24 protein-coding genes are annotated in these 25,244 nt (G+C 52.9%); 8 read left to right on the top strand and 16 right to left on the bottom strand.

What is annotated here, in order from left to right; all coding sequences use genetic code 11:
- Positions 1-69: 69 nt before the first annotated feature.
- Positions 70-1,302: a dienelactone hydrolase family protein gene (locus tag HVE01_RS02960; RefSeq protein ID WP_146942283.1), complete on the bottom strand. Its 1,233-nt coding sequence runs from the start codon at positions 1,300-1,302 to the stop codon at positions 70-72.
- A gap of 218 nt (positions 1,303-1,520) precedes the next feature.
- Between HVE01_RS02960 and HVE01_RS02955 the strand changes: the two genes are divergently transcribed.
- The gene (locus HVE01_RS02955; protein WP_125753051.1) at positions 1,521-2,582 is read left to right on the top strand and encodes an AraC family transcriptional regulator; all 1,062 of its coding nucleotides are present in this window, start codon (positions 1,521-1,523) and stop codon (positions 2,580-2,582) included.
- 162 nt (positions 2,583-2,744) lie between these two features.
- Entirely contained in the window at positions 2,745-3,728 is a 984-nt protein-coding gene (locus tag HVE01_RS02950) for an AraC family transcriptional regulator (protein ID WP_164517127.1), read from the top strand.
- A 60-nt stretch (positions 3,729-3,788) separates the two neighbouring features.
- Here the strand turns inward: HVE01_RS02950 and HVE01_RS02945 are convergent, their stop codons facing one another.
- The 4 genes from HVE01_RS02945 to kynU form a co-directional block, all read right to left on the bottom strand.
- Positions 3,789-5,003: an aromatic amino acid transporter gene (locus HVE01_RS02945; protein ID WP_146942281.1), complete on the bottom strand. Its 1,215-nt coding sequence runs from the start codon at positions 5,001-5,003 to the stop codon at positions 3,789-3,791.
- Between the two features lie 168 nt (positions 5,004-5,171).
- Positions 5,172-6,032 (bottom strand): tryptophan 2,3-dioxygenase, encoded by an 861-nt coding sequence (gene kynA / locus HVE01_RS02940; protein WP_146942279.1) that lies wholly within the window; start codon positions 6,030-6,032, stop codon positions 5,172-5,174.
- A 67-nt stretch (positions 6,033-6,099) separates the two neighbouring features.
- A complete protein-coding gene (locus HVE01_RS02935) occupies positions 6,100-6,909 on the bottom strand; it encodes an alpha/beta hydrolase (protein ID WP_146942278.1) in 810 nt (269 codons plus the stop codon).
- Between the two features lies 1 nt (position 6,910).
- Complete coding sequence (kynU, locus tag HVE01_RS02930; RefSeq protein WP_146942276.1) at positions 6,911-8,143, bottom strand: kynureninase; 1,233 nt, start codon at positions 8,141-8,143, stop codon at positions 6,911-6,913.
- A gap of 131 nt (positions 8,144-8,274) precedes the next feature.
- On the opposite strand from kynU, the gene HVE01_RS02925 reads away from it, so the two are divergent.
- Positions 8,275-8,742: an Lrp/AsnC family transcriptional regulator gene (locus HVE01_RS02925; RefSeq protein WP_186808794.1), complete on the top strand. Its 468-nt coding sequence runs from the start codon at positions 8,275-8,277 to the stop codon at positions 8,740-8,742.
- A 36-nt stretch (positions 8,743-8,778) separates the two neighbouring features.
- On the opposite strand, the gene HVE01_RS02920 is transcribed toward HVE01_RS02925, so the two are convergent.
- The 9 genes from HVE01_RS02920 to antA all read right to left on the bottom strand — a co-directional run bounded on the left by HVE01_RS02920 (position 8,779) and on the right by antA (position 17,057).
- Complete coding sequence (locus HVE01_RS02920) at positions 8,779-10,038, bottom strand: TRAP transporter large permease (protein ID WP_125753060.1); 1,260 nt, start codon at positions 10,036-10,038, stop codon at positions 8,779-8,781.
- Entirely contained in the window at positions 10,035-10,601 is a 567-nt protein-coding gene (locus tag HVE01_RS02915) for a TRAP transporter small permease (RefSeq protein ID WP_125753888.1), read from the bottom strand. Before HVE01_RS02915 ends, HVE01_RS02920 begins: the two co-directional genes overlap by 4 nt.
- 10 nt (positions 10,602-10,611) lie before the next feature.
- A complete protein-coding gene (locus HVE01_RS02910; RefSeq protein ID WP_125753064.1) occupies positions 10,612-11,595 on the bottom strand; it encodes a TRAP transporter substrate-binding protein in 984 nt (327 codons plus the stop codon).
- 42 nt (positions 11,596-11,637) lie between these two features.
- Positions 11,638-12,612 carry a catechol 1,2-dioxygenase gene (gene catA, locus HVE01_RS02905; protein ID WP_125753067.1) on the bottom strand — a complete coding sequence of 325 codons (975 nt, stop codon included), beginning with the start codon at positions 12,610-12,612 and terminating at the stop codon, positions 11,638-11,640.
- 65 nt (positions 12,613-12,677) lie between these two features.
- Positions 12,678-12,968, bottom strand: coding sequence for a muconolactone Delta-isomerase (gene catC / locus HVE01_RS02900; RefSeq protein ID WP_089040225.1), 291 nt, complete (start codon positions 12,966-12,968; stop codon positions 12,678-12,680).
- A 28-nt stretch (positions 12,969-12,996) separates the two neighbouring features.
- Positions 12,997-14,136, bottom strand: a complete 1,140-nt coding sequence (locus HVE01_RS02895; RefSeq protein ID WP_146942272.1) for a muconate/chloromuconate family cycloisomerase — start codon at positions 14,134-14,136, stop codon at positions 12,997-12,999.
- Between the two features lie 7 nt (positions 14,137-14,143).
- Positions 14,144-15,160, bottom strand: coding sequence for an anthranilate 1,2-dioxygenase electron transfer component AntC (antC, locus tag HVE01_RS02890; RefSeq protein WP_125753076.1), 1,017 nt, complete (start codon positions 15,158-15,160; stop codon positions 14,144-14,146).
- A 19-nt stretch (positions 15,161-15,179) separates the two neighbouring features.
- Positions 15,180-15,665, bottom strand: coding sequence for an anthranilate 1,2-dioxygenase small subunit (gene antB / locus HVE01_RS02885; protein WP_125753079.1), 486 nt, complete (start codon positions 15,663-15,665; stop codon positions 15,180-15,182).
- Between the two features lie 3 nt (positions 15,666-15,668).
- Entirely contained in the window at positions 15,669-17,057 is a 1,389-nt protein-coding gene (gene antA / locus HVE01_RS02880) for an anthranilate 1,2-dioxygenase large subunit (RefSeq protein ID WP_146942270.1), read from the bottom strand.
- A gap of 321 nt (positions 17,058-17,378) precedes the next feature.
- Between antA and HVE01_RS02875 the strand changes: the two genes are divergently transcribed.
- Together HVE01_RS02875 and HVE01_RS02870 are read left to right on the top strand one after the other, a co-directional pair.
- A complete protein-coding gene (locus HVE01_RS02875) occupies positions 17,379-18,233 on the top strand; it encodes a DUF72 domain-containing protein (RefSeq protein WP_146942268.1) in 855 nt (284 codons plus the stop codon).
- A 153-nt stretch (positions 18,234-18,386) separates the two neighbouring features.
- The gene (locus HVE01_RS02870) at positions 18,387-19,730 is read left to right on the top strand and encodes a sodium-dependent transporter (protein WP_125753088.1); all 1,344 of its coding nucleotides are present in this window, start codon (positions 18,387-18,389) and stop codon (positions 19,728-19,730) included.
- A 133-nt stretch (positions 19,731-19,863) separates the two neighbouring features.
- Here the strand turns inward: HVE01_RS02870 and HVE01_RS02865 are convergent, their stop codons facing one another.
- Complete coding sequence (locus HVE01_RS02865) at positions 19,864-20,076, bottom strand: PA3496 family putative envelope integrity protein (RefSeq protein WP_125753091.1); 213 nt, start codon at positions 20,074-20,076, stop codon at positions 19,864-19,866.
- 280 nt (positions 20,077-20,356) lie between these two features.
- Between HVE01_RS02865 and hexR the strand changes: the two genes are divergently transcribed.
- The 3 genes from hexR to HVE01_RS02850 all read left to right on the top strand — a co-directional run bounded on the left by hexR (position 20,357) and on the right by HVE01_RS02850 (position 24,715).
- The gene (gene hexR / locus HVE01_RS02860; protein ID WP_125753094.1) at positions 20,357-21,211 is read left to right on the top strand and encodes a transcriptional regulator HexR; all 855 of its coding nucleotides are present in this window, start codon (positions 20,357-20,359) and stop codon (positions 21,209-21,211) included.
- 81 nt (positions 21,212-21,292) lie between these two features.
- Positions 21,293-23,491, top strand: coding sequence for a DNA helicase II (uvrD, locus tag HVE01_RS02855; protein WP_146942266.1), 2,199 nt, complete (start codon positions 21,293-21,295; stop codon positions 23,489-23,491).
- A gap of 135 nt (positions 23,492-23,626) precedes the next feature.
- A complete protein-coding gene (locus HVE01_RS02850; protein WP_125753101.1) occupies positions 23,627-24,715 on the top strand; it encodes a TRAP transporter substrate-binding protein in 1,089 nt (362 codons plus the stop codon).
- 79 nt (positions 24,716-24,794) lie between these two features.
- Here the strand turns inward: HVE01_RS02850 and HVE01_RS02845 are convergent, their stop codons facing one another.
- Positions 24,795-25,208, bottom strand: a complete 414-nt coding sequence (locus HVE01_RS02845; protein ID WP_125753104.1) for an acyl-CoA thioesterase — start codon at positions 25,206-25,208, stop codon at positions 24,795-24,797.
- Between the last annotated feature and the right edge of the window lie 36 nt (positions 25,209-25,244).

Raw genomic sequence — 25,244 nt, 5'->3', positions numbered from 1 at the left:
GCACCCTTTTTCTTTACGTGTTAACGCGTTTTTTGCCAAATCTGATGGTGTTTCAAGCGCGCCATTAGATCAGCGATAGGCGCTGTTGCCCCAGGTATGCATCAGCTCGTTGGAAGGCCAGGTTTCGTCTAGCAATTTAACGGCTGTCTCATGACCTGCTACTGGTAACCCTGTCGGGTCGAGCACTCCGATCTGCACCAGTAGCGAAGCCTGATCCCAGTAAATATGTTCATGGTAGAGCTTGTCACCACGGAACTTGACGATGGCGACGAGAGGGATCTCCACATACTTACCAGTGGGCGCAATCCCTGGTAGCAACCAATCGATCTCGCGATCGTGGGTAAAGCAGAACAATGTTTCATCAACGATTTGAGTCGCACCGATAGTGCGTGATAGAGGAATCAGAGTAGTGTCGGCGGGATTACTGTCGACGAAGTGATGCTTGTAGAAGCGATAGAGCTGCCGATACCCCACCCCGCCCGTAAGCGTCGGGATATGGTTGACATAGGGCTGTTCCACCATTGTGGCCATGGTGTCGTCCACGTTGCGGGTGGAAAACTCATACTCGCAATGCTTATCCCACAGCGCCGAGAGGTCGTAATGAGGCCCCATCGCATTACGAAAAGCCGTCACCGAGCGCTGATGAGCCATTAGCGCTGAGGGCTTATGATAGTGCTCTGAATGAGGGCGGGCAAAGGCATGATCGACCCCCTGGTATAGATACAGCTCGATATTATCCTGCTCGCCCAGGGAGGCTTGAATCGCCTCGCGGGCAACAGTGGGACAATATTCATCCTGTTCGGCGAAGTGCAGCACTAGAGCCCCACGGATGTTTTTTGCCTCGTCCAGATGGTTCTCGATTCCCATGCCGTAGTAACCCACTGCGGCATCTACATCACAACGACAAGCCGTTAAATAGGCCAGACGGGCACCGAGACAGAAGCCCAGGGCACCTACGGTACCACTGCACTCAGGAAGCGACCGTAGGGTCTCGACAGCAGCGGCGATATCTTCAATACCGAGCTCCTGATCGAAGCCTTGAAATAAACCAAAGGCACGCTGCCAATCTTCCGGGGTATAGTCTAATTCAATGCTAGGCGCCTGACGCCAGAATAGATCCGGTGCCAGCACCACATAACCCTCTTCAGCGTAGTAGTCGGCGATTTCACGGATGGTGGCATTAACACCGAATATTTCTTGCAGCAGCACAATCCCGGGGCCACTGCCAGAGGCCGGAACGGCCAGATAACCAGTGAAGTTTCCGCTGCCATCCGCTGCTTTGATCTCGATAGAAGTGCCCATGTAGATACCTTTCGTTGTTGTTGGCGGGTCATTGCTAAAGTCCACGCCATTACCTTAGACAAGAAGGTAAGCACTTCACGATCCGCTAATTGCCATCTCTATCCGCTAAGTGCAGAAAATAATTTTCCAAGAAATGAATCAAGAAAATCGCTATTTATACTAAAAAGGCTTTCGGCACTCCCCATTAATGCGGGCACATAACAACAATTGAGATCCTTATGACAGCGCAACAATCACTACCCAGTTGGATGAAGCGAGCCCTGATGGAGGATCATCGGAACTTGGTATTCCGCTCGACTGCCGCAGAGGAAACACGCACAAACGTCGCCAATATCTTTAAGTCACATAGCCTGGAACCATTGAGTCGCGGTGGCAAACTATCTGCCCGCCTGCACTCAGTAGCCCTTGGCTGCGTTTCCTATAACCGCCTAGCTTATGGCGGAGCTGTGCGCATTGACCCTGAGCGACTCGAGCACTTCTACCTGATTCAGATGCCCCTACAAGGACAAGCCCGGATTGACAACGACGGCAAGCAGATCAACTCGGGACAGCTACTAGCTTCCGTGCTCAACCCTACGGCACGACTCCGGATGCACTATAGTGAAGATTGTGATCAGTTGATGTTACGTGTCGAGCGTGAAGCACTAGAGCATGCCTGTAGCTGCTTTTTAGGGCGCCCTCTACGCGCCCCTTTACGTTTTCACCCCGTCATGTACTGGCGCGATACGCCCAGTTGGTTCAACCTAATCGGCTATATTACTCGGTTGTTCAAGGAGTCACCGAAGGCATACCAAGATCCGCTGATTGCCCCCCAGCTTGAGCAATTGATCATCCATACACTATTGACGACTCAGCCCCACAATTACAGCGATGCACTACGCCAGGGGGATAAACGCCTCGCCCCACGCCATGTCAAGCGGGTGGAGGAGTATATTGAGGCCCATGCCCAAGAGCCGCTGACACCGGCGCAGTTAGCGTCGGTGGCTGGTGTTAGCCTGAGAACCCTCTATGCTGGCTTCCGGGATTTTCGCCATCAGAGCCCCATGGAAGCCTTACGTCAGGTGCGTTTAGAAAAAGTCCGGCAGGCGCTGCTAAATGACACTGACAAGGCAACAATCACCGAAATTGCCATGGGCTGGGGCTTTACTCATATGGGACGCTTCAGTCTCAGTTATCGTCAGGTATTTGGCGAATCACCCAGCGAAACACTACGAAGCCGATATCTCATCGGCCAGAAACAAGAAGGAAGCCTGCGGTCTTGTCTTTATTCAGGCGACTAAAAGCAATACTTTTAGACGAATGGCCATTACTTCACCAAAGTGGCAAAATAACAATACAAGTTCGTAATACGCACTTAAAAACGACATGCGAACAAAACCTCGACCGCCTAATGGCCTTAAGGCCCTAAAATAATGATTACCGCGGCGAGGCTAGGAGGAAACATGACCGTACCTATGACCCGACAACAGATCGCCGCCGAGTTTCGTCATCCCGACTCAGCCTGCCGCTGGATGAGCCAAGTCAATGGCCCCCACCGCCTGGAAGTACCTCAACCGCGTCAGCTCAGCTTTCGCCATCAAGGAACCTGCCTAGGCAGTGTTTCGATCGGTACCATCGAATACGCCACTCGGGTAACCGTCGACATTGCCGATCTGACCCACAGCTACAGTATTAGTTTGCCCCTTCAGGGCACCCAGAGCATGGAGTATCAAGATAAAGCCTTCGACTCTGATGCTGCGGTGGGCGCGATCATCTCGCCTAGCCAAACATTGCGCCTGAGCATGGACGAGCAATGCCAGAAGCGCCTTGTACGCCTCTCCCGCCAAGCCCTTGAACACAAACTATCGCAGCTATTGCACCGCCATTTATCACAGCCAGTCATCTTTGACCCACGCATGCTTCTGAGCGGAACGGTGAAAGAGTGGTGGCAGATGGTAGCTAATCTGCAGGAAATGCTGCATGCCGAAGGTTCGCTCTGCGATATTCCTGAGGTTTGGGGCAACTTCGAGAACTCGCTGATTACCAGCCTGCTGTATACCCAGCCTCACAACTACACAAGCGAGCTACTAGGTCGCCAACAGGGGCGCCCTGCCTACCTGAGTGACTTAGAAGCGTTACTCCATGAGTCCTTGGATCGCTCCCTCGGCCTAGCCGAATTAGAGCAAGCGGCTGGCGTCTCCCGAGAACGGCTCTATCGAGACTTCCATACCCACTACGGGGTCTCTCCCATCGCCTACTTCCGCCAGCTGCGTTTCGACTATGTGCGCCAGCGCCTGGAACGAGCCACCCCAAACGAAAGCGTATCGAGCATCGCCATGGATTGCGGTTTCCAGCAGTTGGGACGCTTCTCCCAGGAGTACAAGGTGCGTTTCAGCGAACTACCCTCGGAAACCCTAAAACGCTCGGCCACTATACTGTTGCAATAAAAGCCCCTGCCTTACCAGTGCCAAGTACTATTTACCGGCGTAAGCAATAGCCGGTTATTTTCATAGGCCAGGGTGAGGCAATAAATCTAGAACTCCCATAAAATGTAGTACTGCTACAGCAACACCATAAAAGACGACCAAGAGAATCATTTTATTCTCACCTGGTGCCACAAACCCCACCCCACCTTTGCTAAGAGTGCGTGATTTTTTCGCCAACAATGCGGGGACGATGCATGTCCAAACAGTAGCAGCAGCGCCAGCATAACCAATCGCGATTAAAAAACCAAAGGGGAAAAACAACGACAATATAAGAGGGGGAAGAAAAGTTAACCCCCATGTTTTCACACGTCCTTTACGATCATTTTCAAAGCCACATAGATCAGCGATAAAATCAAATACGCCCAGGCCAACGCCGACAAATGATGAAAAAATAGCAGCTGCAGAGAAAATACTAATAATATTAGAAACCCGTTCTGACTCTATTGCATCACCTAAGTTCGCTAATAGAGAATCAATGTTTCCGCCTTGAGCAATTACTGGACCAAAATCATAGCGAGGTAAATTACCATATACACTAAAAATCCACACCATATATAACAACAACGCGATCAGAGTCCCTCCTAGTATCGCCTTCTTCGCCAACTCTTCGCTTTTATAGTACGACCTTAACGAAGCCACGGAGTGATGATACCCAAAAGATGTCAGCGCAACAGGGAACATTGCAAGAATATAAGGAAAATAGTGAAGCTCTTGATAGAGGCCGCCAAAAAGATTAGATGCCCTAACATTGAAAGTTAGTCCAAAAACCCCCAAAACAAAACTCAGCACCATAAACAATATCAACACAACAGAGATCTTATCTACTGCCTTAGTAGAATGGAGAACAAACGATGAAAATATAATAACGAAGATTACTGCAGATAACTCACGACTAATATTAACAACGCCTGAAATCATCAAACCTGCGGATGTAATGTAAGCATACAGTAGAACCCCACCAACAAAATAAACCATTGAATTATTAAAATAATTAACTTTTCTCCCTAACAAGTCTTTCGTAACGGTACTGAATGATGCTCTATAATCGTAGTGTTTTAACGCCTCCAACAGCATCCAGCCAGATAGCGTCATAACAAGCATCGTAACAAGCAGTGCAAATGCAGACCATATCATCCAAGCGCCCGCTCCCGCAGTAGGTAAACCGAGCATTCCCGCACCAACGCAAACGCTGGCAACAATACAGGCACCGCCGAAAACAGATATTTTTTTTATCATAGTGGTCATCCTTAAAAAGGTAACGATCGCCAGGATCGTAATTTTTATTATCAATATTCAGCTAATAGGAGTGAAAAAACCACACCAAGAAATTAGGCATAAAGACGGCACACCTGACCGCCTTCACAAAGAAACGAAAGATTTTCTAGAGTTAATTAGACTCTTTTTCTACATAGAGGTACGAACAGACCAAAGCTCAGGAAAAAACTTCAAATCAAGCGCTTTTTTAAGGTAACTTACGCCTGCAGTCCCTCCAGTCCCCGTTTTAAACCCAATAATCCTCTCCACCGTTTTCATATGGCTAAAGCGCCATTTATGGAAATTGTATTCAGTATCAATAAGTTTCTCGGCTAGCTCATAAAGATCCCAATACTGGTTAGTATCGCGATAAATATCAGCCCAAACGGCCTCTACTTCAGGTGAAGCCACATACGGCTCAGACCAATTTCGGTTAATCACTTTTTCGGGAAGAGAAAAGCCGCGTCGACTCAATAATTTAAGACAAGAATCATAAAGGCTAGGTGCGTTTAAAACATTCGTCAGGTGTTGATAGTTTTTAGGATGCGAGCGATGTGCTTCAACCAGCCCAGGATGTTTATTTCCCAGCAGGAACTCCAGCTCGCGGTACTGATACGATTGAAATCCAGAACTTTGACCAAGACTATCACGGAAGGAAATATAATCGGCTGGCGTCATGGTAACCAGCACCTCCCAGGCCTGAATCATTTGCTCCTGTATTCGCGCGACCCTCGTCAGCATTTTGAGAGCTGGGCGCAACTCGTCAGCTATAATATTATTAGCAGCCGCATGGGCTTCATGAAGACACTGCTTAAGCCACAACTCAGAGACCTGATGAATAATAACGAACAGCATCTCATCATGAACTTCTGAACGGGGACGCTGACAAGACAACAATGGCTCTAGCTCCAAGTACTGTCCGTAACTAATATCTTGATCCCAGTGAACATTTTTTTCATCTTTCAAGTTTAACGCGTTCTGGCTAGCATTTTTATTATCAGGGCTGTTCATAGTCACTCCATTTAAGAAAGTTATAGCTTTTATTTACCCACTATGGTGTTATTTAAACAATCTGACGCTATTTATTATTAAAAAACATAAAACTGGTATTTATATACTCGATAACATCGAAGTGATCACACTCAGGTCGAGTACAAAGCTCCGCTTCCACACCAGCAACCTGTGCCATCGCCTTAAGCGTCTGCCCTTGAGCACGAAATGCGGGTGGGTCAAACTCACCATGCACCAGTTGCAGCGGTGGTAACCCTTGCAGTGCTTGACACAGTGGGCTGAGGCGCTCTGCTCGTTCTGTATCTAATCCCAATGGCGCATCTATATAGGTCCCCACCAAAGGGCGCAGGTCATAGATCCCACTGGCCAGCAAGAGCGATTCGATACCACTCAGACGTTCTGGCCCTAAACAACTCATCAGTGCCAACTGAGCTCCAGCACTGTGCCCACCTAAGTGAATACGCCCATTCAGCCCAAGTGAATTTGACTCACGACGTAAAGCCTTAACCCCCTGCCGACAAGATGCCACCATCGTTTCAATTGAGGCATTTGGTGCTAAAGGGTAATCCATGGAGGCAAAAGCCCAGCCCTGCTCGAGCCAATGGAAAGCCATAAAGTCGATCGCGAAAGCGCTTAATTCCTGCCAGTAGCCACCATGGAGAAAGACCATTAGCGGCCAAGGTCCCTCACCTTCCGGAACAAACAGATTTAGCCCTTCTTGCGGCCCTGTTCCATAAACCAGACGTTTAGGCGGGTGACTCTCCCTGAGCCGCTCACCTAACGCGGCTTGGCGATCCAGCGTTGCCTCAAAATCCCGGGCCCAGCGACTCGGCGAAAAAGCATGTTCACGAGCTGCTAAACCTTCACCGGGCAACATCTCAGGTCACCTCCGAGCGAATCTGGAAACGTGCTTCCAGGTACTCTCGATTTTGCACCACCTCACGGAAGTGCTGAGCCGCCTGCCAGACATCTGCATAGCTAAGATAAAGTGGTGTGAATCCGAAGCGCATTAGTCCTGGCTCCCGATAATCGCCTATCACTCCACGTGCAATCAGTGCCTGAACAATGGCATAGCCATGCTCGCGATGGATAAAAGCGACCTGGCTTCCCCGCTCTCTCTGAGGCAGAGTAATATCCTCAATGCCCTCCGCTTCAAGTAAATCGGCCAGACAATTGCGGAACAGCTCACTCAACGCCAAGCTCTTTTCCCTTAGAGCGGTCATATCCACTTCCTGCCAGAGCCTTAGGGAGGCTTCTAGAGGGGCATAGATCAACGCCGAGTGAGTTCCTGTACGAAAACGGGTAATGCCCGCAGCGGGGGTATAGTCGCCACCAAAAGCAAAAGGAGTCGCGTGACCATGCCAGCCTGATAGCGGCTGCCAGCCACCGTCTTGATGATCTTTGTGCACATAGAGAAATGCCGGAGCTCCAGGGCCTCCGTTGAGATATTTATAGGTGCAGCCGACTGCATAGCGAACACCACAGCCATGCAGATCCACGGGAAGAGCTCCTGCGGAGTGAGCTAAGTCCCACACTACCTCAGCACCGTGCGCATGTACCAAGGCAGTCGTCTCCGACATATCGCGCAGCCGCCCGGTCCGGTAATTAACCTGACTTAGCACTACGGCGGCCACGTCGTCGTCAAGATAATCTGCTAGCGCCGCACCTTCCGGAAGCACTCGATGCTCAAAGCCTGCGAAGCGACACAGCCCCTGGGCGATATATCCATCAGTGGGGAAGTTCCCTCCCTCGCTCAGGATAACGGGGCGCGAGCGCCCCTGCGCCTCGGTGATATAGCCAAGTAGTTTGAAAATATTGAGCGTGATGTTATCGGTGACGATCACCTCATTAGCGCCAGCACCAATCAATGGCGCTAACAGGTCACCCAAACGCTCCGGCGCATCAAACCAACCTTGATTCCAGCCTTTGATCAGTTGATCGCGCCACTGGTCGCGAGTAGCGGCAAGCGCTTCTCGAGCAGCCAGAGGCTGGGCCCCCAGTGAATTGCCGTCCAGGTAAAGCACGCCGTCAGGTAAAGCGAAGTGGGCCTTAAACGGCGCTAGGGGGTCGTGACTGTCCAGCTCACTAACACTTTTAAGGGTTGGGGTCATGGCAGCTTCCAGTTAACCGAATAATGAACTACTCATGATTCTAGAAGGGATAGAGAGGAAATAACTTGCGTTCTATGTCACAAAAAAGGCATTTTATGCAAATTCTTTGCATAAAATGGTCGTATTTAAGAATGGAACATCTTGACCGCTTTGATCGCTGGATCCTTCAAGCATTACAACGGGATGCTCGCTTAACCCTGGCCTCCCTAGCCGAGGCGGTAAATTTATCGCCAAGCCAGTGCTCTCGGCGCATTACCCGCCTGGAAGAGCATGGCATTATCCAAGGACATGCCCTACGGCTTGACCCAGAGGCGCTCGGTCTCAAAGTCACCGCGTTTATTTTTCTCTCGGTTGATAAAGGCTGTATGACGTCTCCCAAAGATGCAGTGGCAACGCTGTTATCCCGAGATGAAGTGATTGACTGTTACGCGGTGACCGGTAACCACGATTTTATCCTTAAGGTGGTGGTCACAGATCTCGCAGAGCTATCCCACTTCTTATCGACTACGGTCAGCCCAATGGAGGGCATCCGTGATATTGCTAGTCAGGTAGCCATGAATAGTTTGAAGGTGGGCGGCCCCCTTAAGGTCACACCTTGAGGGGGCTCTGCTACTTAAAGGTTGTACATCCGTTTTCTAGAGGAGTGCCAACGTCAGCCAGGGCTGCCAAGCTAACAACACCAACGTAATAAGACTAGCTAGCAGGAATGGCAACAATGCCAGGAAGATACGCATAGGCGGAACCCCCGTCATGGAAGAGGCAATAAACAGTCCTGCACCCACTGGCGGCGTCAGAAGCCCCAGCACCAGCGTCAGACAGACCACCACACCAAACTGGTAGGGAGTAATATCAAACTGCTGGGTGGCAATCGGCAGCAGGATGGGGACTACCAGGATGAGCGCAGCGATACCATCGATGATCATTCCCACCAGTAGCAGCACCCCCACCAGCAACAGCAGAAAAATAAAGGGGTCGGTGGTCAAAGCAGCGATCCAGGCGGCGGCCATTTGCGGCAGTTGCTCGTAGACGACCACCCAGCCAAAGACTCCAGCGGCAGCAATCAACATGATCACCAGGCCGGCATTGATAGCGGTGCGTTTGAGTATCTCGGGCAGCATGGTGACTTTCAAATCACGATAGAGATAGCGCCCTAATAGCAACGCCGCCAGCGAAGCCAGCGCCGCCGATTCGGTGGGAGTCGCCAAGCCCAGCAGAATACCGCCGATGATAATCAGCGGTATCGACATGGCCGGCAGGCCCATCTTCAGCGCTTTCATTGCTTCTTGTCGACTCAGCCACTCTCCCTTAGGGTATTGCTGTACCAACCCCATGATGGCGATAGTCAGAAAGAAGGTGCCCCCTAGCAGTAGGCCCGGCAAGATACCGGCGATAAACATATCCGCAATGGGCACCTGGGCCATCACGCCGAACAGCACGAACAGCATCGAGGGCGGGATGATGGGTGACAGCAAGCCGCCAGCAGCGGTAATGGCTGCACTATAGGGCTTGTCATAGCCTTCCCGTTCCATGGCTGGCACCATCGCCCGGGACATGATGGCGATCTGTGAGGCGGCAGAACCGATAATCGCCGCCATCATCATGTTGGCAACCAGATTGATGTAGGCCAAGCCACCGCGAAAACCACCCACCAGCAGCCGCGCCAGGTCGATCAACCGGCGAGTTACCCCACCTTCGTTCATCAACTCTCCGGCCAGCATAAAGAGTGGAATGGCTAGCAGCCCATAGCTCTCGATGGCCGCGAATAACTGCTGAGGATAGGACTCAAAGAGCACGGTATTACCCGATACCAGGATATAGAACATGGCGGTAAGTGCCAGCACCAGGGCAATGGGCACCGCCCCCAGCAGTAGCAAAGCAAAGACAGCGACAGTCATCGGGCCACCTCCTCTTGAGTGGTGTGGGATGCCGAACGACCAAGATTGCACAGCGATTGGCATAAATTGATCAGACTGTGGAACAGCAAGGAAGCGGCGAACCAAGGAAGAATCAGCCACACCCAGAACTTCTTGATACCCAGCGTTGAGGTATTCTCGGCATAGATGAAATTGAAGGTCTCGCCTTGAAAAGCCTGAATATCGAAGCCGGTCTGCCACAGCAGTAATGGCTGATACCAGCGCCAACAAAGCCACAGCAGCATCAGCGCGAAGAGCGCCACCATTAGGTCGACGAACAAACCTACCAGGCGCTGACAAGAGGTCGGCAAGAGATCAGTGAACAGCGTCACGGCAATCCCTTGGCGCCGTTTGAAAACCGCACTGGAGATCAGCAGAGTCATCCAGATCATGGCGTAGATAGCCAGCTCGCTGATCCAGTAGATCGGGTAGCCAGCGGCACGAAAGGCCACATTGATAAGGATCAGCAGGGTCACTGCCGCCGCTAGGACAGCGGCAGTGATCTCCTCTCCTTTGGCAAGTCGGTCAGAAAGTCGTGACAACATCACGTCGCCCTCATTCACGTAGACGGTCGGCTTCCTGGCGAAGCATCTCCAGTCTCGGAGCCTTCTCACCCCAGATTGCTTCCCACTCGGCAATGGCGTCGCCGAAGAACTCAGCATCGGCCTCGACAATGTTCAGACCAAGCTCACGGATCTCGGCTTCTTGGGCAGCATCCTTAGCCTGAAAGCCGGACAGGACATTCTCCAGGTGCTCAGCCATGGCGGTCTCGATCAACTCACGATCCTCCACTGAGAGTTCGCGCCAAACCCGACCGGAGACCACACCCACCATAGGGAACATCATATGGTTGGAGATCAGTAAGTTAGGCGCCTGCTCATAAAACTTGAGGATCAAGATAGAATCAAAGTCCATGTCGATGGCATCCACCTGGCCATTAGCCAGAGCGTCATAGACTTCGAGCAATGGCAACGGGGCTGGAGCCGCGCCAGTAGCAGTATAGAAGTCACGGATTGGCTCAAAGGGGGTGATACGCAAGCGCTTCCCGCTCATATCGGCCTGGTTCTCGATAGGTGCCCGAGAGAGCACCTGCCGCATGCCCACCATGCCATAGCCAACGCCGACCATGCCCACGCCCTGAGGCATCAGATCGAGCAGTTCACCGGCAGTGTCGGAACGCAGCAAGCGAGCGGCATGATCTACATCATCAACCAGATAGGGCGCATAAAGGGCACCGAAGTCAGGAATCCGATTGGAAATTTCAGCGATAGTCAGAAAGGCCATGTCCAGCGCGCCAGTCTGCAATTGCTGAACCATCTGCGCTTCGTTACCGAGCTGCTGGGCCGGGAAGACACTGACGCTATGCTCGCCATCAGAACGCTCATGCAGGGTGTCGGCAAAGGCCACAGCTTCGGTGGACCAGAGGTGCTGGGGAGGTGTAATCACTCCCAGGCGGAAATCGCGAGCCTGGGCAGAAACCGTACCAAAGAGTAGAGAAGCCGCCATGGCAGTGCTCAGAAAGGCTTTCGTAGGAGTCATAATGGGTCTCTTATATAGTTTTTATGTGGTTTTAAAACAGACTCAAACTTTCGCGGTTGCGGCCAGTTGACTGGCGAGATCCTGTTCGTCTTCTTTAGCCCGCGGCCGGGCATGACGCACCTGTAGCTCGGGCGCCTCAACGCTGGACAGCGCCACATTGAACACCACATGAGAAAACGGACCGTCTAGTTCACGCTTGGCAATCTCAGCGGGGTCTTCAATACGTTCAGCAGTGACGACCAGCTCTTCACGGGTGGCAAAGGCAAAGTCGTCATAGGTGTAGGGATCACCCGCCAGGTTAATCTGAGTGGTCAGGTGCTGGTGGCCCGGGGCGGAGACGAAGTAATGAATATGCGCTGGACGCTGCCCGTGACGTCCCAGGGATTTCAGCACTACATCCGTGGGCGCACCTTCGGGTACGCCGTAGCCGGAGGGGATAATACTACGCGCGGTGTAGCGGCCTTCGCTGTCGGTATAAATCGTACGGCGCAGGTTGTACTCAGATTGCGAAGGATCAAAGAAGGAGTAACCTCCATGGGAATTGGCGTGCCAAATCTCGACCTTCGCGCCAGCAATCGGCGTGCCGTTCACGTCACGCACCTGACCGGTCAGCCACATGGTCTCACCGTCGTTATCCTGACTATCGTCCATGCGGGCAAAGCCTTCGGCTTCCGGGGCGCCAGCGACATACAACGGGCCTTCAATAGTGCGCGGAGTGCCGCCAGTGCGTTTGGCTTCGGCGTCGATAGCGTCTTGGCGCATATCAAGGTAGTGATCAAAACCAAGTCCAGGGGACAGCAAACCAAACTGAGTTTGGCTACCCAGCGAATTGAGCAGATTGACCGCCGCCCAGTACTCTTCCTCGGTCACATCGAAGTCATCGATTAGCTTGAATAGATCAGATACCAAGCGATGCACTATTTGTTTGGCGCGATCATTGCCGCCGGTCTGGCCAAAGCCAGCAACGGTTTTGATGAAGTCTTGCACGTCGGGAGTGTCAAAAATCTTCACGGTCATGGTGAAACCCTCTGTTTTTTATAAGCTGTTGTTATTAATAAGAACTAACATTGCACATGGGTATATTAGCTATCGTCGTCACGCACTGAAGAGGGGTGACGACACAGCGGTTTGACGCTGATCTCCATATAGGGAAACAGCGGTAAGTTGCTAACCAATGCTTGCAGCTCGGCGTTATCTTCAACGTCAAAGATGCTGACGTTCGAGTAGCTGCCTGCCACCCGCCATAAGTGGCGCCATTTGCCCTGGCGCTGCAGGTCTTGGGAGTAGCTCTTTTCAGCAGCCTTGATGTCTGCCGCTTGCTCGGCGGGCATATCCGTCGGCAATTTAACGGTCATTTCTACCTGATACAGCATGGCGCTCTCCTCCTCGGCTCTTACGCGACTAGTCTTTACGTGAGCAGTCTTTACGTGAGTAGTACGTAACCTTGTCTTCATCTAGCGTGATACCCAGCCCTGGCCCTGTCGGTAAGTCGACGCCAAAGTCATGGTAGTTAAGCGGCTTAACGACAATGTCGTCTTTGAGCAGCAGCGGGCCGAACATCTCCGTACCCCAGGCCATTTCTGGTAGCGTTGCCCAGGCGTGGAGTGACGCGGCAGTGCCGATGGTGCCCTCCAGCAAGGTGCCACCGTATAAGCCAACCCCCGCAGCTTGGGCAACATGGGCCAGTTCCAGCACGCCGTACATGCCACCGGCTTTGGCAATCTTCAGCGCAAAAGCTCCGTTGAAACCGCCACAGACAAGGTCAAGCCCGTCGCGAGCGTCTTGTACTGCCTCGTCAGCGAGCATTGGCACATTGAAACGGTTAGCCAGTCGGATCAGTCCGGCGTGCTCACGGGCAGGAATGGGCTGCTCGATCAGCTCAATACCAGCCTCCTGCAGTGCCTGAATACCGCGAACCGCGGTGGACTCATCCCATGCTTGGTTAACGTCAACACGTACGCTGGCGCGATCCCCCAAGGCCTCTTTGATGGCCGCCACGTGACGTACATCGTGATCCACCGGATGTGCGCCGATCTTCAACTTAAAGTCACAATGTCGACGCTGCTCTAAGCGCAACTGCGCTTCGTCGATATCCTTGGCGGTATCGCCACTGGCCAGCGTCCAGAGCACCGGCAAATGTGCTTGGCGGGCACCGCCGAGCAGTTCGGCCACGCTTAGTCCCAAACGTTTTCCCTGAGCATCCAGTAACGCGGTTTCCAGCGCCGATTTGGCGATCATATTGCCGCGGATGTGGCGGTTAAGACGGGCGCGTAGCTGATGAATATTGCCTGATGGTTGACCGATCAGCAGTGGCGCCAGGTAGGTATCAATATTGCGTTTGATGCTCTCTGGGCTTTCTGGGCCGTAGGCAAGGCCACCAATGGTGGTGCCTTCGCCTAGCCCTTCAACCCCATCCGAGTGGCGCATGCGCACAATGACCATGGTTTGGCAGGCCATGGTGGTCATTGAGAGCTTGTGTGGACGGATGGTCGGTAAATCGACCAGCACTGTTTGAATGTCTTCAATAGAGACGCCGCGCATAGAAACCTCAACTAGAGATAAATTTCTCAAAAAACACTCGGTATTCGCCCACCGGATTTTCCTCAAACCAAGTTTTGCTAGCCTCAATCATCGGCGGCGGCCCACACAGGTAGGCATCGAAGGGCTGGGCGAGGAAGTCGAGATCGAAAAGGTCACAGACCACGCCCTTGTTGCCTTGCCACGCTTCGGAAGGCGTCATTACAACGGTGCCAAAGGCGAAGTCGGGCAGCGTCTCGGTGAAAGCTTCTAGACGCTCGAGCTCACTGAGATCCTGCTCCTGGGTCACTCCATAGACGAGACGGATCGGCTGTTGGCACTCGCCCTTTTCGGCCAGTTCCTCAAGCATACCGAGGAAGGCAGAAAGGCCTGTGCCGCCGGCCACCATCAGTAACGGGCGCTGTACCTCACGGAGATAGAAGGCTCCCAAGGGCGCCTCCAGGGAAATGGCATCGCCCACCTGGGCGCTGTCGCGCAGGTAATCGCTCATCACACCGCTCGGCAACAGGCGAATCAAAAAACGCAGCTTTCCCTCCTGTACCGCCGCGGTGGCAAAGGAGTAAGCCCGCCACTGATCGCTACCCGGCACCTCAATGCGAGCATACTGACCAGGCAGGTACGGTAGTGCCTGAGTGGGGTCGTCGAGGGTGATCTCGAGGATGGCAGCGCCATCGGAGACCTGCTCCACGGCGCTGACAGTGCCGTTATGCACCTCGGTAGCCACACTGCAGACGTTGGAATCGATATCAAAGTAGAAGGAAGCCTGACTGGAGCGCAGGCGAGTCTGGCAAGCCAATACATGCCCTGCGGCGACCTCCTCCTCGGTCAAGGCTTCCTCATCGATATACTCGACGTCGACATCACCGGACTCGCGCAGGCAGCGGCAGGTACCACAAACCCCTTCTCGACAATCCACCGGCAGATTGACTCCGTGACGCTGAGCGGCATCCATCAACAGCTCATTCTTATCGACCTTGACGAAGCGGGTGGTGCCGTCCCGAAAGACAATGGCGGCTGTGTTATGCATGACTCGCCCTCCAGCAACATCAGACGTGGTAGAAATCCAAGACGGAATCGATCTTGTCGTTAAGCAGTACCGTGTGCTTACGGGTAATCTTCCAGTCGTCGCCATCACCACGCAGCGTGTAGCTGGCCGTGCCGAAGAAGTAGCCGCTCTCACCGAAGCGGTGGAAGTGAGTAACCCAGTTCACCTTAGCCTGCACCTGACCATCATCACGTGGCGCCAAGCGCACGTTATTAATCAGATGCAGCGTGCGGGGCATCGGTGTCGAAGCAGCGGACTTACCAGTACGCAGGCGGAAGATGCGATCCTCAATGCCTGTACGGTCCGCGTAGTACATCAGCGACATCTCACGCTTCGGATCCTGGGTGATCTCGTGATCGCCCTTCCACTGAGGGATATGAAACTCACACTCTGGGGCGAACTGGTCTAAATAAGCATCCCAATCCTGACTGTCACAGAGTTCGGCGACCTGATAGAGAAACTGTTCTATGGATTGCTGCTGGCTCATGACTTATACCTCCTGGAGCTTGAGTGCTTTCTTCTCGAGACCCGCAAGCAGCATTTGCTGCCAGCTGCCGTGCTGGTTGACGTAGAGCCCCTCATGGGTGAACTCGGTTCCGGTGATCACCGGTTTAATCCCAAGCACCTGGCTGTTGTGGGTCTCGCCGTACTCCCAGCACTGGTAGCCCCGGGAAATGTCATTCCACTCAGTGGCCCGCGCTTCGAAGCCACGCTGTTGCTCACGGAATTCCACCAGATCATCGGGGGTCCCCATGCCGGAGACATTGAAAAAGTCCTCAAACTGGCGGATACGATTCTCGCGATCAGCATCGGACTCGCCTTTCACGCCCAAGCAGAGGCTAATCACTTCCGTCTTGTTCCAAGCCACCGGGCGCACGATGCGCAGTTGGGAACTTATCTGATCCATGAAGAACAAGCTGGGGTAGATATTCAGGTTACGCAGGCGATGCATAGTCCACTCAGCACGCTCCTTTGGAAGCTGCTCTAGTAGACGCGGCATCACCGCAGCGTAGCCAGGACGCACCTGGGGGTTAGGCATGTCACTGAACAACAGGCTGTGGCCGTTATTGAAGGAGAACCAACCATCGTCGGTATCTTTATCACCGGCACCTAGCTTGCTGTAATCGAGGGTGTCACCACTGCTACCCTTCTGCTGAGCTTCTAGCTCACGGCGGTGCTGCACGGTGGAAACGTAGTTATAGTGCACAGTGCTTACGTGATAGCCATCCAGACCGTTTTCGTTCTGCAGCTTCCAATTGGCGTTGAAGGTGTAACGCGACTCACCAGGCAGCACTTCCAGCTCACCATCCTTCGCCTGCTCGACCATCATGTCGAAGAACAGCGTAGTGTCACCGAGGAACTCCTTGAGACTGACGGTGGACTCTGTGTCCAGACTAATAAAGACGAAGCCACGGTAGCTTTCGATGCGCGCCTGGCTCAGGCCACGGCTGGCCTTGTCGAAGTCTTCGGGATATTCGCTCGGCGCCTTGACCTTGACAAGACGGCCATCAGACTTGTAGCACCAGGCGTGGAACGGGCAGGTGAAGGTGGACTGGTTGCCCTTGCTAACCCGGGTCAGGGTGGCCCCACGGTGCTGGCAGGTGTTGGCCAGCGCGCGCAGCTCTCCCTTGCCATCACGAGTGATGATCATCGGCTGACGGCCAGCCTGCATGGTAATAAAGTCGTTCTTATTGGGAATTTGGCTTTCGTGGCAGGCGAAGATCCACTGCTTTTCGAAGATGAGTTCCATTTCGAGATCGAACAGCGCCCGATCGGTGAACATGTCACGAGAAACCCTAAAAACGCCTTCATCGGGACGGAAGTCGATACAACTCTCGACGAAAGCCTGCCAGTCGGAGGGGGAGCGATATGCAGTCATGGGTCGTTACCTTTTTATTACTTATGAGGTACGTCTAACCCTAGAGGCTTCCCACTGCCTTCACTATGCAGTTCTTGGAGGAACACTATGCACTTTTTTGCTCATCCTCCGAGAGCAGTACTGAATTGACGCCAATGCTCATCCAAGTAGTTCTTGTCTATTTAATCGTCGCAACAATGTCCTAGAAACAATGTCCTGGAAACGACGCCCTAGAAACAATGATTTACAAACAATGCTTTACAAACAGTGTTATAGAAAAGCGCCTAAACGCTTCTATGAAACAGTTACACTAGTATAAAGATAACCACGAAAGGCCTTAACATGACGCTACCGCTTTACCTTGGTCTGCCCATGTGGGCCAATCAGGATTGGCTTGGCACTCTTTATCCAAAGCATGCCAAAACTGATCTGTTAAGCGATTATGCGGCGGTCTTTTCAAGCGTTGAGGGCAACACAACGTTTTATAGCGGCGCACCCAAGGCAGAAACGGTGGCCGCGTGGGCGCGGCAAATACCGCCTTATTTTCGTTTCTGTTTTAAACTTCCTGCTACAGTCACCCATGACCAGCGGTTAACCCAGCCAGAACATGCCTGGGCGTTTCTCGAAGCACTCACGCCACTGCATGATCGCCTTGGCCCTACCATGGTTCAGCTACCACGTGATTTTGGCCCTTCGGAGCTCCCCCAGCTAGAAGCACTTCTTGCTCAATGGCCGGCCGACTTACCGTGTGCAGTGGAGGTACGCCACCGCGCTTTTTTCCTTAAAGGAGACGCTGAAAAAGCCCTGAACCGCTTGTTAATAACTTATTCAGCTAACCGCGTGATGCTTGATGTTCGTCCGCTGTTTTCAACACCCGCTAATGACCATCCTGGCTTAGCGCATGCCCAGCAAGAAAAGCCGAAACTCCCACTACACGTGCTTTCCACAGCAAATTATCCAGTCATTCGCTTTATTGGCCATATTGACAAAACAATTAACAGGGACTACTTCACGCCGTGGATAGACAGACTCGCCCTGTGGATAAGTCAGGGGAAAACCCCTTTCTTATTTGTGCATACTGCTGACAATCGAGCATCACCAGAACTGGCACGCTGTTTGTACCATGAAGTTCAACAACGCATCGCTTTGCCAGCGCTTGCGCCATTCGCCGACGAGAAGCAGAGCCAACTGTTTTAACCAATCTTTTTAGGCTAACTGACTGGCAACCCCTAGCACGATCGGATAAATTGCGCGTACTTTCGGAAAATAACGCAGAAACTTCCCTATTTTCCGAAAATCGGCACATTAGGCTAATAACGCCTTATTACAATTAACTAAACAGGTGATTTCATGGCAAAACTTGCACATGCACAGTGGTCATCGCGCATGGGGTTTGTGCTGGCGGCCGCTGGTTCAGCCGTTGGCCTTGGTAACATTTGGCGCTTTTCTTACATGGTGGGCGACAGTGGTGGGGCAGCTTTCGTGCTTGTCTACCTTGCTTGCGTGGCGTTGGTGGGCCTGCCCATATTGGTGGCTGAATGGATGATTGGCCGCCGTGGCCAAAAAAATCCAATTAACACTATGGCTGATCTTGCAACCAGTCACGGTAAATCCAAGGCGTGGGCGTTAATCGGTGTGAGCGGCGTATTAGCGGCGTTCCTGATTCTGTCTTTTTACAGTGTCATTGGTGGCTGGTCACTGAACTACACTCTTAGTTCCGTCATTGGAACGTTTAACGGCCAAGATGCTGACACCATTAGTGGCCTGTTTGGCGGCATGTTGGCTAGCCCAACGACTCTACTGCTTTGGCATACGGCCTTTATCATCCTGGTCATTGGTATCGTCGCTCGTGGCGTGACCAAAGGCCTGGAAAGCGCGGCACGCATCATGATGCCCGCACTTGTGGTACTGATGCTAGTGTTAGTGGGCTATGGTATGACCAGCGGCCATTTTGGTGAAGCGCTAGGCTTTATGTTCAGCCCGGATTGGGGTGCCCTTGACGGCGGTGTTGTACTCGCCGCGATGGGACAAGCGTTCTTCACCCTATCGCTGGGTATGGGCATTATGATGGCCTACGGCTCCTACCTAGGCGAAGACGTTAACCTGATCAGTACCGCACGCACCGTTATTATTCTGGATACGGCGATCGCGCTGTTGGCGGGCTTAGCAATCTTCCCGATCGTATTTGCTAATGGGCTCAGCGCGGGAGAAGGCCCAGGCTTGATTTTCGTTACGCTGCCGCTGGCCTTCGGCAACATGGCAGGCGGTACGGTGCTAGGTCTGATGTTCTTCCTACTGCTTACCTTCGCGGCGTTAACATCGGCGATTTCGTTGTTAGAGCCCGTTGTAGAAACGTTGGAAGAGCGCACGTCGTTGTCGCGCCTAGCGGCAACTTTCGTTAGCGGCATCGCCGTGTGGGCGCTAGGGGTTGCCGCACTGCTATCGTTCAACGTGTGGTCTGAAGTGCTGTTCTTAGGACTGAACATCTTTGATCTACTGGATACCTTCACCAGTAAGATCTTGCTGCCATTAACCGGGCTAGGGGCAATTATATTTGTTGCGTGGTGTTTGAAGCGTGACAGTGTAGAGGCTGAACTAGGGCTTTCGTCCACAGGCGTTAGCGTATGGAACGTCATCGCGCGCTTTATAGCACCCGCAGGCGTGATTGCTGTGTTCGTTACCGGGCTCCTCTAAGCCATCACGGACAATCAGCACCATTGAGCAGTGCCGCCCTGCGCATAAGCGGGGCGGATCTGCTTCAGCACCCTTCAATCTTTAGGTATACTTTTTAAGCCTACCTTTTAAGTGCACTCTTTCGTGCACTTTTTTAATGCAATTCGCTCTCTTGCTCATCATCTGCCAAGGGGGCGATATCTCGCGATAACTTCTGAAACTCCCGATGCAGCTCGATGCCCCTACGCGCCCTTAAGCTGCGCTGCGCGGCACTGCGCCGCCGTTGAACATGCTCATCGACTTCCATACTCATAAAGATGTCGAGCAGTTCGCTTTTTACCGAGGTGATTCGTTCGACGTTTCTCATAATCGACGTTCCTCCAGGTGAATATGCCTACGTCCACCTGCATCCGTGACGACTGTTTATTTAAATGATGCAGTGCGGCACTTCACTTCTTACTATAACCTACTTGACAAAATGATGACGAATCCAGCTGAAATGCCCTAACGGCGTTTAAACGCATGAGTCAATCGCATTTATAATGTTTCTGCATCGTGCTTTCTGCAACAGACGCTGCAGAAGGCACTCAGGCATACTGTCGTGAGTATGTCAGCATAAGTAATAAAGAGAATTTAAGGAGCTTAATGTGAGCCGCGCCCTGTTCGATGAAATGAGACGCCGCATGGAGCACTTTCGTCGCTCCGAGCAAAAGGTTGCGCGGTTCGTGCTGCGCAACCCAGACGAGGTCATCCATATGCGGATTGTCGACCTCGCAACAGAGGCTAAAGTTAGCGAGCCCACCGTCGTGCGTTTCTGTCGTGCGCTCGGCTGTAACGGGTTTCAGGACTTTAAACTCCAACTTGCCCAAATGCTCGCCAGTGGTAGTCAGTTTGCCCAGTTCTCGATGAACGATAGCGACTCGGTTGCCGAGTTTTCCCACAGCATTTTCGACTCCACCGTGGGCACGCTCTTATCGGTGCGTGACCGGCTTGATAATGATGCTCTCGGGCGTGCGGTCAACGCTCTCGCCATGGCAAACCGCGTTGAGTTCTATGGCTTTGGCGCCTCTGGCGCCGTGGCTTTCGATGCCCAGCACAAGTTCTTCCGCCTGCAGATATCGACCTCCGCTTATGCAGACCCGCATATGCAAAATATGTCGGCAGTCACGCTAAAAGAGGGTGATGTGGTGGTCGCCATCTCACAAACAGGCCGAACCAAAGCACTGGTCGCTAGCGTTCGCTTAGCACGCGAAGCTGGTGCTACCGTTATTGGCCTTTGCCCAAGCGATTCACCGCTGGCCAACGAAGTGAGTCTGCCGCTGTATATCGATGTGCATGAAGATACCGAAATCTACACGCCGCTTAGCTCACGAATTGCCCACTTGGTGCTTATCGACGTCCTCGCCGTTGGGGTTGCCAAAACACGTGGCCCGAAGCTGGCTGAACAGCTGAAAGCGGTCAAGAAGAGTCTGAATACGCTGCGTTATCCTGAAGAGCCGTAGTTGCCTATTCAACTGTATGCACAGCCAGTTCGTTGGCTGTGCTAAACTGACCGCCCATTTTTCGAACCGGCAGCGGCTTATATGGACGACGTCACGGCGATACTTGATCAGCTCAACCCTGCCCAGCGCGAGGCAGTAAGCGCACCCCAAGGTAACTTACTGGTACTGGCGGGTGCCGGATCCGGTAAAACCCGCGTGCTGGTTCATCGTATAGCTTGGCTAATGCAGGCCGAAGGGCTTTCGCCTTACTCCCTGCTGGCGGTCACGTTTACCAACAAGGCCGCGCGTGAAATGCGCACTCGTCTGGAAGCTCTGCTGAGCCTCTCCATGCGGCATGTATGGGTCGGTACGTTTCACTCTATTGCCCATCGCCTACTGCGCACCCATTGGCAGGATGCCCGACTGCCACAACACTTCCAAATTATCGACTCCGATGACCAGCTACGGTTGGTAAAACGGATGCTCAAAGATTATTCCATTGATGATGAACGCTTTCCGCCCCGCCAGGTACAAGGCTTCATCTCTGGCTGCAAAGAGGAAGGTCTTCGCCCCCACCAAGTCAACGTGGACGGCGATGGTTATCTTGGCCAGATGGTAGAGCTTTATGAGCGCTATCAATTTATCTGCGAACGCGGCGGCTTAGTAGACTTCGGTGAACTATTACTGCGCAGCCTAGAGCTGTTACGTGACAACCCGCCGTTGCTAAACCATTACCGCGAGCGTTTTGGTCATGTATTAGTCGATGAGTTTCAGGACACCAATACGCTGCAATACGCGTGGTTAAAACTACTCACTGGGCTGCAAACACCAATGACTGCCGTCGGCGACGATGACCAGTCCATTTATGGTTGGCGCGGCGCTAAAGTGGAAAATATTCGCCGCTTTGAGGAGGAGTTTCCTAACACTCACACCGTACGCCTAGAGCAGAACTACCGCTCCACAAGCGCGATTCTGGAGGCCGCTAACACGCTGATCAGTCATAACAGTGAGCGGCTGGGTAAAAATCTGTGGACTGACGGTGTCGAAGGCGACCCTATTTCTGTCTACGCCGGGTTTAACGATTTAGAAGAAGCCCGCTATATCGTCGATACCATCAAAGAGAAAGTCGATGAAGGGTTTAATCGCCGCGACATTGCCATTCTTTACCGCTCTAATGCTCAATCGCGCTTACTGGAAGAGACGCTGATCCGCCAAGGTATGCCCTACCGTATTTACGGAGGACATCGCTTCTATGAGCGCTTAGAGATCAAGAATGCTTTAGCTTACCTGCGCCTACTGCTTAATCGTGATGATGATGCCTCTTTGGAGCGCGTGATTAACGTGCCCACCCGCGGGATTGGCACCCGCACGGTAGAAATTGTGCGCCATCGCGCCAGGGAGCAAAGCATTTCACTGTGGCAAGCGCTGCACGATGCCATCCAAGACGGCACGCTAAAAGGCCGTGCCGCCAACGCGTTGCAGACATTTGCCAACCTCATCGAACAATTAGACAACGATGCATCTGGCTTGCCGCTGCATGAAATTATCGATCACATCACTACGCATACCGGCCTGATCGAGCATCACAAGAGCGAGCGCGGCGAAAAAGGCCAAGCGCGGGTAGAAAACTTGGAAGAGTTGGTGACTGCTGCGCGCGCCTTTACCCATGGCGATGCCTTCGAGACCCCTGAGGCAGGCGAAGGCATGGCAGCGCTGGAAGCATTTCTTTCCGAAGCGGCACTTAATGCCGGCGACCATGAAGCCGATGAGTTTGAAGACAGCGTGCAGCTGATGACCCTGCACTCTGCTAAGGGCTTGGAGTTTCCCGTGGTGTTTATTGCCGGCGTTGAAGAGGGCCTGTTTCCTCATAAAATGTCGATCGAAGAGCCAGGGCGGCTCGAAGAGGAAAGACGACTTTGCTATGTCGGCGTTACCCGTGCGATGCAGAAACTCTACCTGACCCATGCCGAAACCCGCCGCTTGCACGGCAAAGAGGTATTTCCCAGGCCATCGCGCTTTCTACGTGAACTTCCGCCCCACCTACTGGAAGAAGTCCGCCTACGTGGCCATATTTCCCGCCCCGTTACTGCCTCACGTTCAAGCTTTGCGCAACAGCGGGTTGAAAGCGACGGCGACCTGCCTGCCCTGCATGTTGGCCAGCGGGTGATGCATCCGGTGTTTGGCGAAGGCATCATTCTAAATGCAGAAGGCGAAGGTGCTCGTGCCCGCGTACAGGTCAGCTTTGAAGGTGAGGGGGTGAAATGGCTCGTACTAGGGTTTGCCAAACTCGCCCCACTTTGAGCGGTGTTAACGTAAGCGTAAAGCTGTAGGCGAGTACTTGCCGATTAAAACCTGCTTAGCGCATACTGGCTGATGGACACTGCGCTCACTGCGCATTAATAAAAAACATCAGATAATTTCGGAGTTATGCCCGCCATGCAACGCCGCCAATTTCTAAAAACCGCCGGCTTCGGTGCCGCCGGTGTCGCTGCTGCGCCTTTTGTTTCCACTGCGAGCGCCAACGAAACCTACACCTGGGATATGGTGACCTCCTGGCCGAAAAACTTCCCAGCACTTGGCACAGGTGCCAATGACTTCGCGCGTCGGGTTGAGCAGCTTTCCAATGGCCGCATGCGCATACGTGTACACGGTGCTGGTGAACTTGTGCCTGCACTTGAAGTATTTGATGCAGTCGCTGCGGGTACCGCAGAAATGGGCCATTCCGCATCCTACTACTGGCGCGGCAAGGTCGCGGCCTCACAGTTTTTCACCGCTGTGCCGTTTGGCATGAACACCACCGAAATGAATGCGTGGCTGTATAACGGTGGCGGCCAGGAACTGTGGGATGAGATCTACGCCAACCACAACCTGAAGCCTTTTGCGGTCGGTAATACCGGCACGCAAATGGGCGGCTGGTTCAAAAAAGAAATTAACTCTCTAGACGATATGCAGGGCCTAAAACTTCGCCTCCCAGGCCTTGCTGGCGAAGCGATGAACGGCATTGGCGTCAGTACCGTCACTATGGCGGGCTCAGAAATCTTTACCTCACTGCAAACCGGCGCGCTTGATGCAGCGGACTGGGTCGGGCCTTACAATGATATGGCATTTGGCCTTCACCAAGTGGCGGATTACTACTACACCTCCGCATGGAACGAGCCGACAGCCGTGCTGGAAGGCACGGTCAATTTAGACGCTTGGAATTCTCTGCCAGAAGATCTGCAAGACGTGATCCGTGAGGCTGCGCGCGCCTCTAACCTCGCCATGATCAGCGAATTTGCCTTCCGTAACGCTCAGGCATTGGAAACGCTGGTCGATGAACATGGTGTCCAACTGCGCACCTTCCCAGACGACGTGATGGCAGCGCTGTATGAATCTTCAAAAGCCGCGATCCAGCGCCAAGTAGACAGTGACGAAGAGTCTCGCCGTGTTTATGACTCTTACTCAGCCTTCCAGAAATTACTGCGCCCATTCAGCGATGTCGGCGAATACGCCTACCTGAAAAACCGCGACAATGTCGGCGTCTAGGAATTTCGCTATCTTTTAGTGGCAAGACAAAGAAGGGCGCCAAGGCGCCCTTCTGCGATGTTAATGGTCAACCAATCTCTCAGCTATGCACCGCACGGATACGCCCATTATCATCCAACGCGACCATCACAAAACGCGCTTCGGTCACTTTCTGCCGCTCTTCCAAATGGCGGCCATGAGGGGGACGCACCCATACCTCAACATCAATCTTAATTGAGCTATGGCCTATTTCCTGCACGCAGGTATAGACACTCACCATAGAGCCCACGCGTACCGGGCTTAAAAAGTCCATCGCTTCGATAGCCACGGTCGCTGTACGACCGCCAGCCTCTCGGCCCGCGGCTAGTTCGGCGGCTTGATCCATCTGGTTGACTAACCAGCCACCCGGAATATCACCATAGAGATTGGTATCTTGCCGAGAAGCCAGTAACTTTAAGGTGAGCTGCCCCTGCGGAGCAGGTACATCGTCCAAATCGGTGTCCAGCGGTGTCATAAGGTGGTCGCTTCAAAAGGTTATTGTTGTGATGTT

Source organism: Vreelandella venusta (genome assembly GCF_007989605.1).
Taxonomy (GTDB): Bacteria; Pseudomonadota; Gammaproteobacteria; order Pseudomonadales; family Halomonadaceae; genus Vreelandella; species Vreelandella venusta.
Note: the sequence above shows the minus strand (reverse complement) of the source record. Positions and strands in the feature narration are given on the sequence as shown.

Excerpts from the sequence above, each read along its gene's own strand:
- HVE01_RS02960 (WP_146942283.1), bottom strand. The coding sequence starts at position 1,302 with ATGGGCACTTCTATCGAGATCAAAGCAGCGGATGGCAGCGGAAACTTC.
- HVE01_RS02955 (WP_125753051.1), top strand. The coding sequence starts at position 1,521 with ATGACAGCGCAACAATCACTACCCAGTTGGATGAAGCGAGCCCTGATG.
- HVE01_RS02950 (WP_164517127.1), top strand. The coding sequence starts at position 2,745 with ATGACCGTACCTATGACCCGACAACAGATCGCCGCCGAGTTTCGTCAT.
- HVE01_RS02945 (WP_146942281.1), bottom strand. The coding sequence starts at position 5,003 with ATGATAAAAAAAATATCTGTTTTCGGCGGTGCCTGTATTGTTGCCAGC.
- kynA (WP_146942279.1), bottom strand. The coding sequence starts at position 6,032 with ATGAACAGCCCTGATAATAAAAATGCTAGCCAGAACGCGTTAAACTTG.
- HVE01_RS02935 (WP_146942278.1), bottom strand. The coding sequence starts at position 6,909 with ATGTTGCCCGGTGAAGGTTTAGCAGCTCGTGAACATGCTTTTTCGCCG.
- kynU (WP_146942276.1), bottom strand. The coding sequence starts at position 8,143 with ATGACCCCAACCCTTAAAAGTGTTAGTGAGCTGGACAGTCACGACCCC.
- HVE01_RS02925 (WP_186808794.1), top strand. The coding sequence starts at position 8,275 with ATGGAACATCTTGACCGCTTTGATCGCTGGATCCTTCAAGCATTACAA.
- HVE01_RS02920 (WP_125753060.1), bottom strand. The coding sequence starts at position 10,038 with ATGACTGTCGCTGTCTTTGCTTTGCTACTGCTGGGGGCGGTGCCCATT.
- HVE01_RS02915 (WP_125753888.1), bottom strand. The coding sequence starts at position 10,601 with ATGTTGTCACGACTTTCTGACCGACTTGCCAAAGGAGAGGAGATCACT.
- HVE01_RS02910 (WP_125753064.1), bottom strand. The coding sequence starts at position 11,595 with ATGACTCCTACGAAAGCCTTTCTGAGCACTGCCATGGCGGCTTCTCTA.
- catA (WP_125753067.1), bottom strand. The coding sequence starts at position 12,612 with ATGACCGTGAAGATTTTTGACACTCCCGACGTGCAAGACTTCATCAAA.
- catC (WP_089040225.1), bottom strand. The coding sequence starts at position 12,968 with ATGCTGTATCAGGTAGAAATGACCGTTAAATTGCCGACGGATATGCCC.
- HVE01_RS02895 (WP_146942272.1), bottom strand. The coding sequence starts at position 14,136 with ATGCGCGGCGTCTCTATTGAAGACATTCAAACAGTGCTGGTCGATTTA.
- antC (WP_125753076.1), bottom strand. The coding sequence starts at position 15,160 with ATGCATAACACAGCCGCCATTGTCTTTCGGGACGGCACCACCCGCTTC.
- antB (WP_125753079.1), bottom strand. The coding sequence starts at position 15,665 with ATGAGCCAGCAGCAATCCATAGAACAGTTTCTCTATCAGGTCGCCGAA.
- antA (WP_146942270.1), bottom strand. The coding sequence starts at position 17,057 with ATGACTGCATATCGCTCCCCCTCCGACTGGCAGGCTTTCGTCGAGAGT.
- HVE01_RS02875 (WP_146942268.1), top strand. The coding sequence starts at position 17,379 with ATGACGCTACCGCTTTACCTTGGTCTGCCCATGTGGGCCAATCAGGAT.
- HVE01_RS02870 (WP_125753088.1), top strand. The coding sequence starts at position 18,387 with ATGGCAAAACTTGCACATGCACAGTGGTCATCGCGCATGGGGTTTGTG.
- HVE01_RS02865 (WP_125753091.1), bottom strand. The coding sequence starts at position 20,076 with ATGAGAAACGTCGAACGAATCACCTCGGTAAAAAGCGAACTGCTCGAC.
- uvrD (WP_146942266.1), top strand. The coding sequence starts at position 21,293 with ATGGACGACGTCACGGCGATACTTGATCAGCTCAACCCTGCCCAGCGC.
- HVE01_RS02850 (WP_125753101.1), top strand. The coding sequence starts at position 23,627 with ATGCAACGCCGCCAATTTCTAAAAACCGCCGGCTTCGGTGCCGCCGGT.
- HVE01_RS02845 (WP_125753104.1), bottom strand. The coding sequence starts at position 25,208 with ATGACACCGCTGGACACCGATTTGGACGATGTACCTGCTCCGCAGGGG.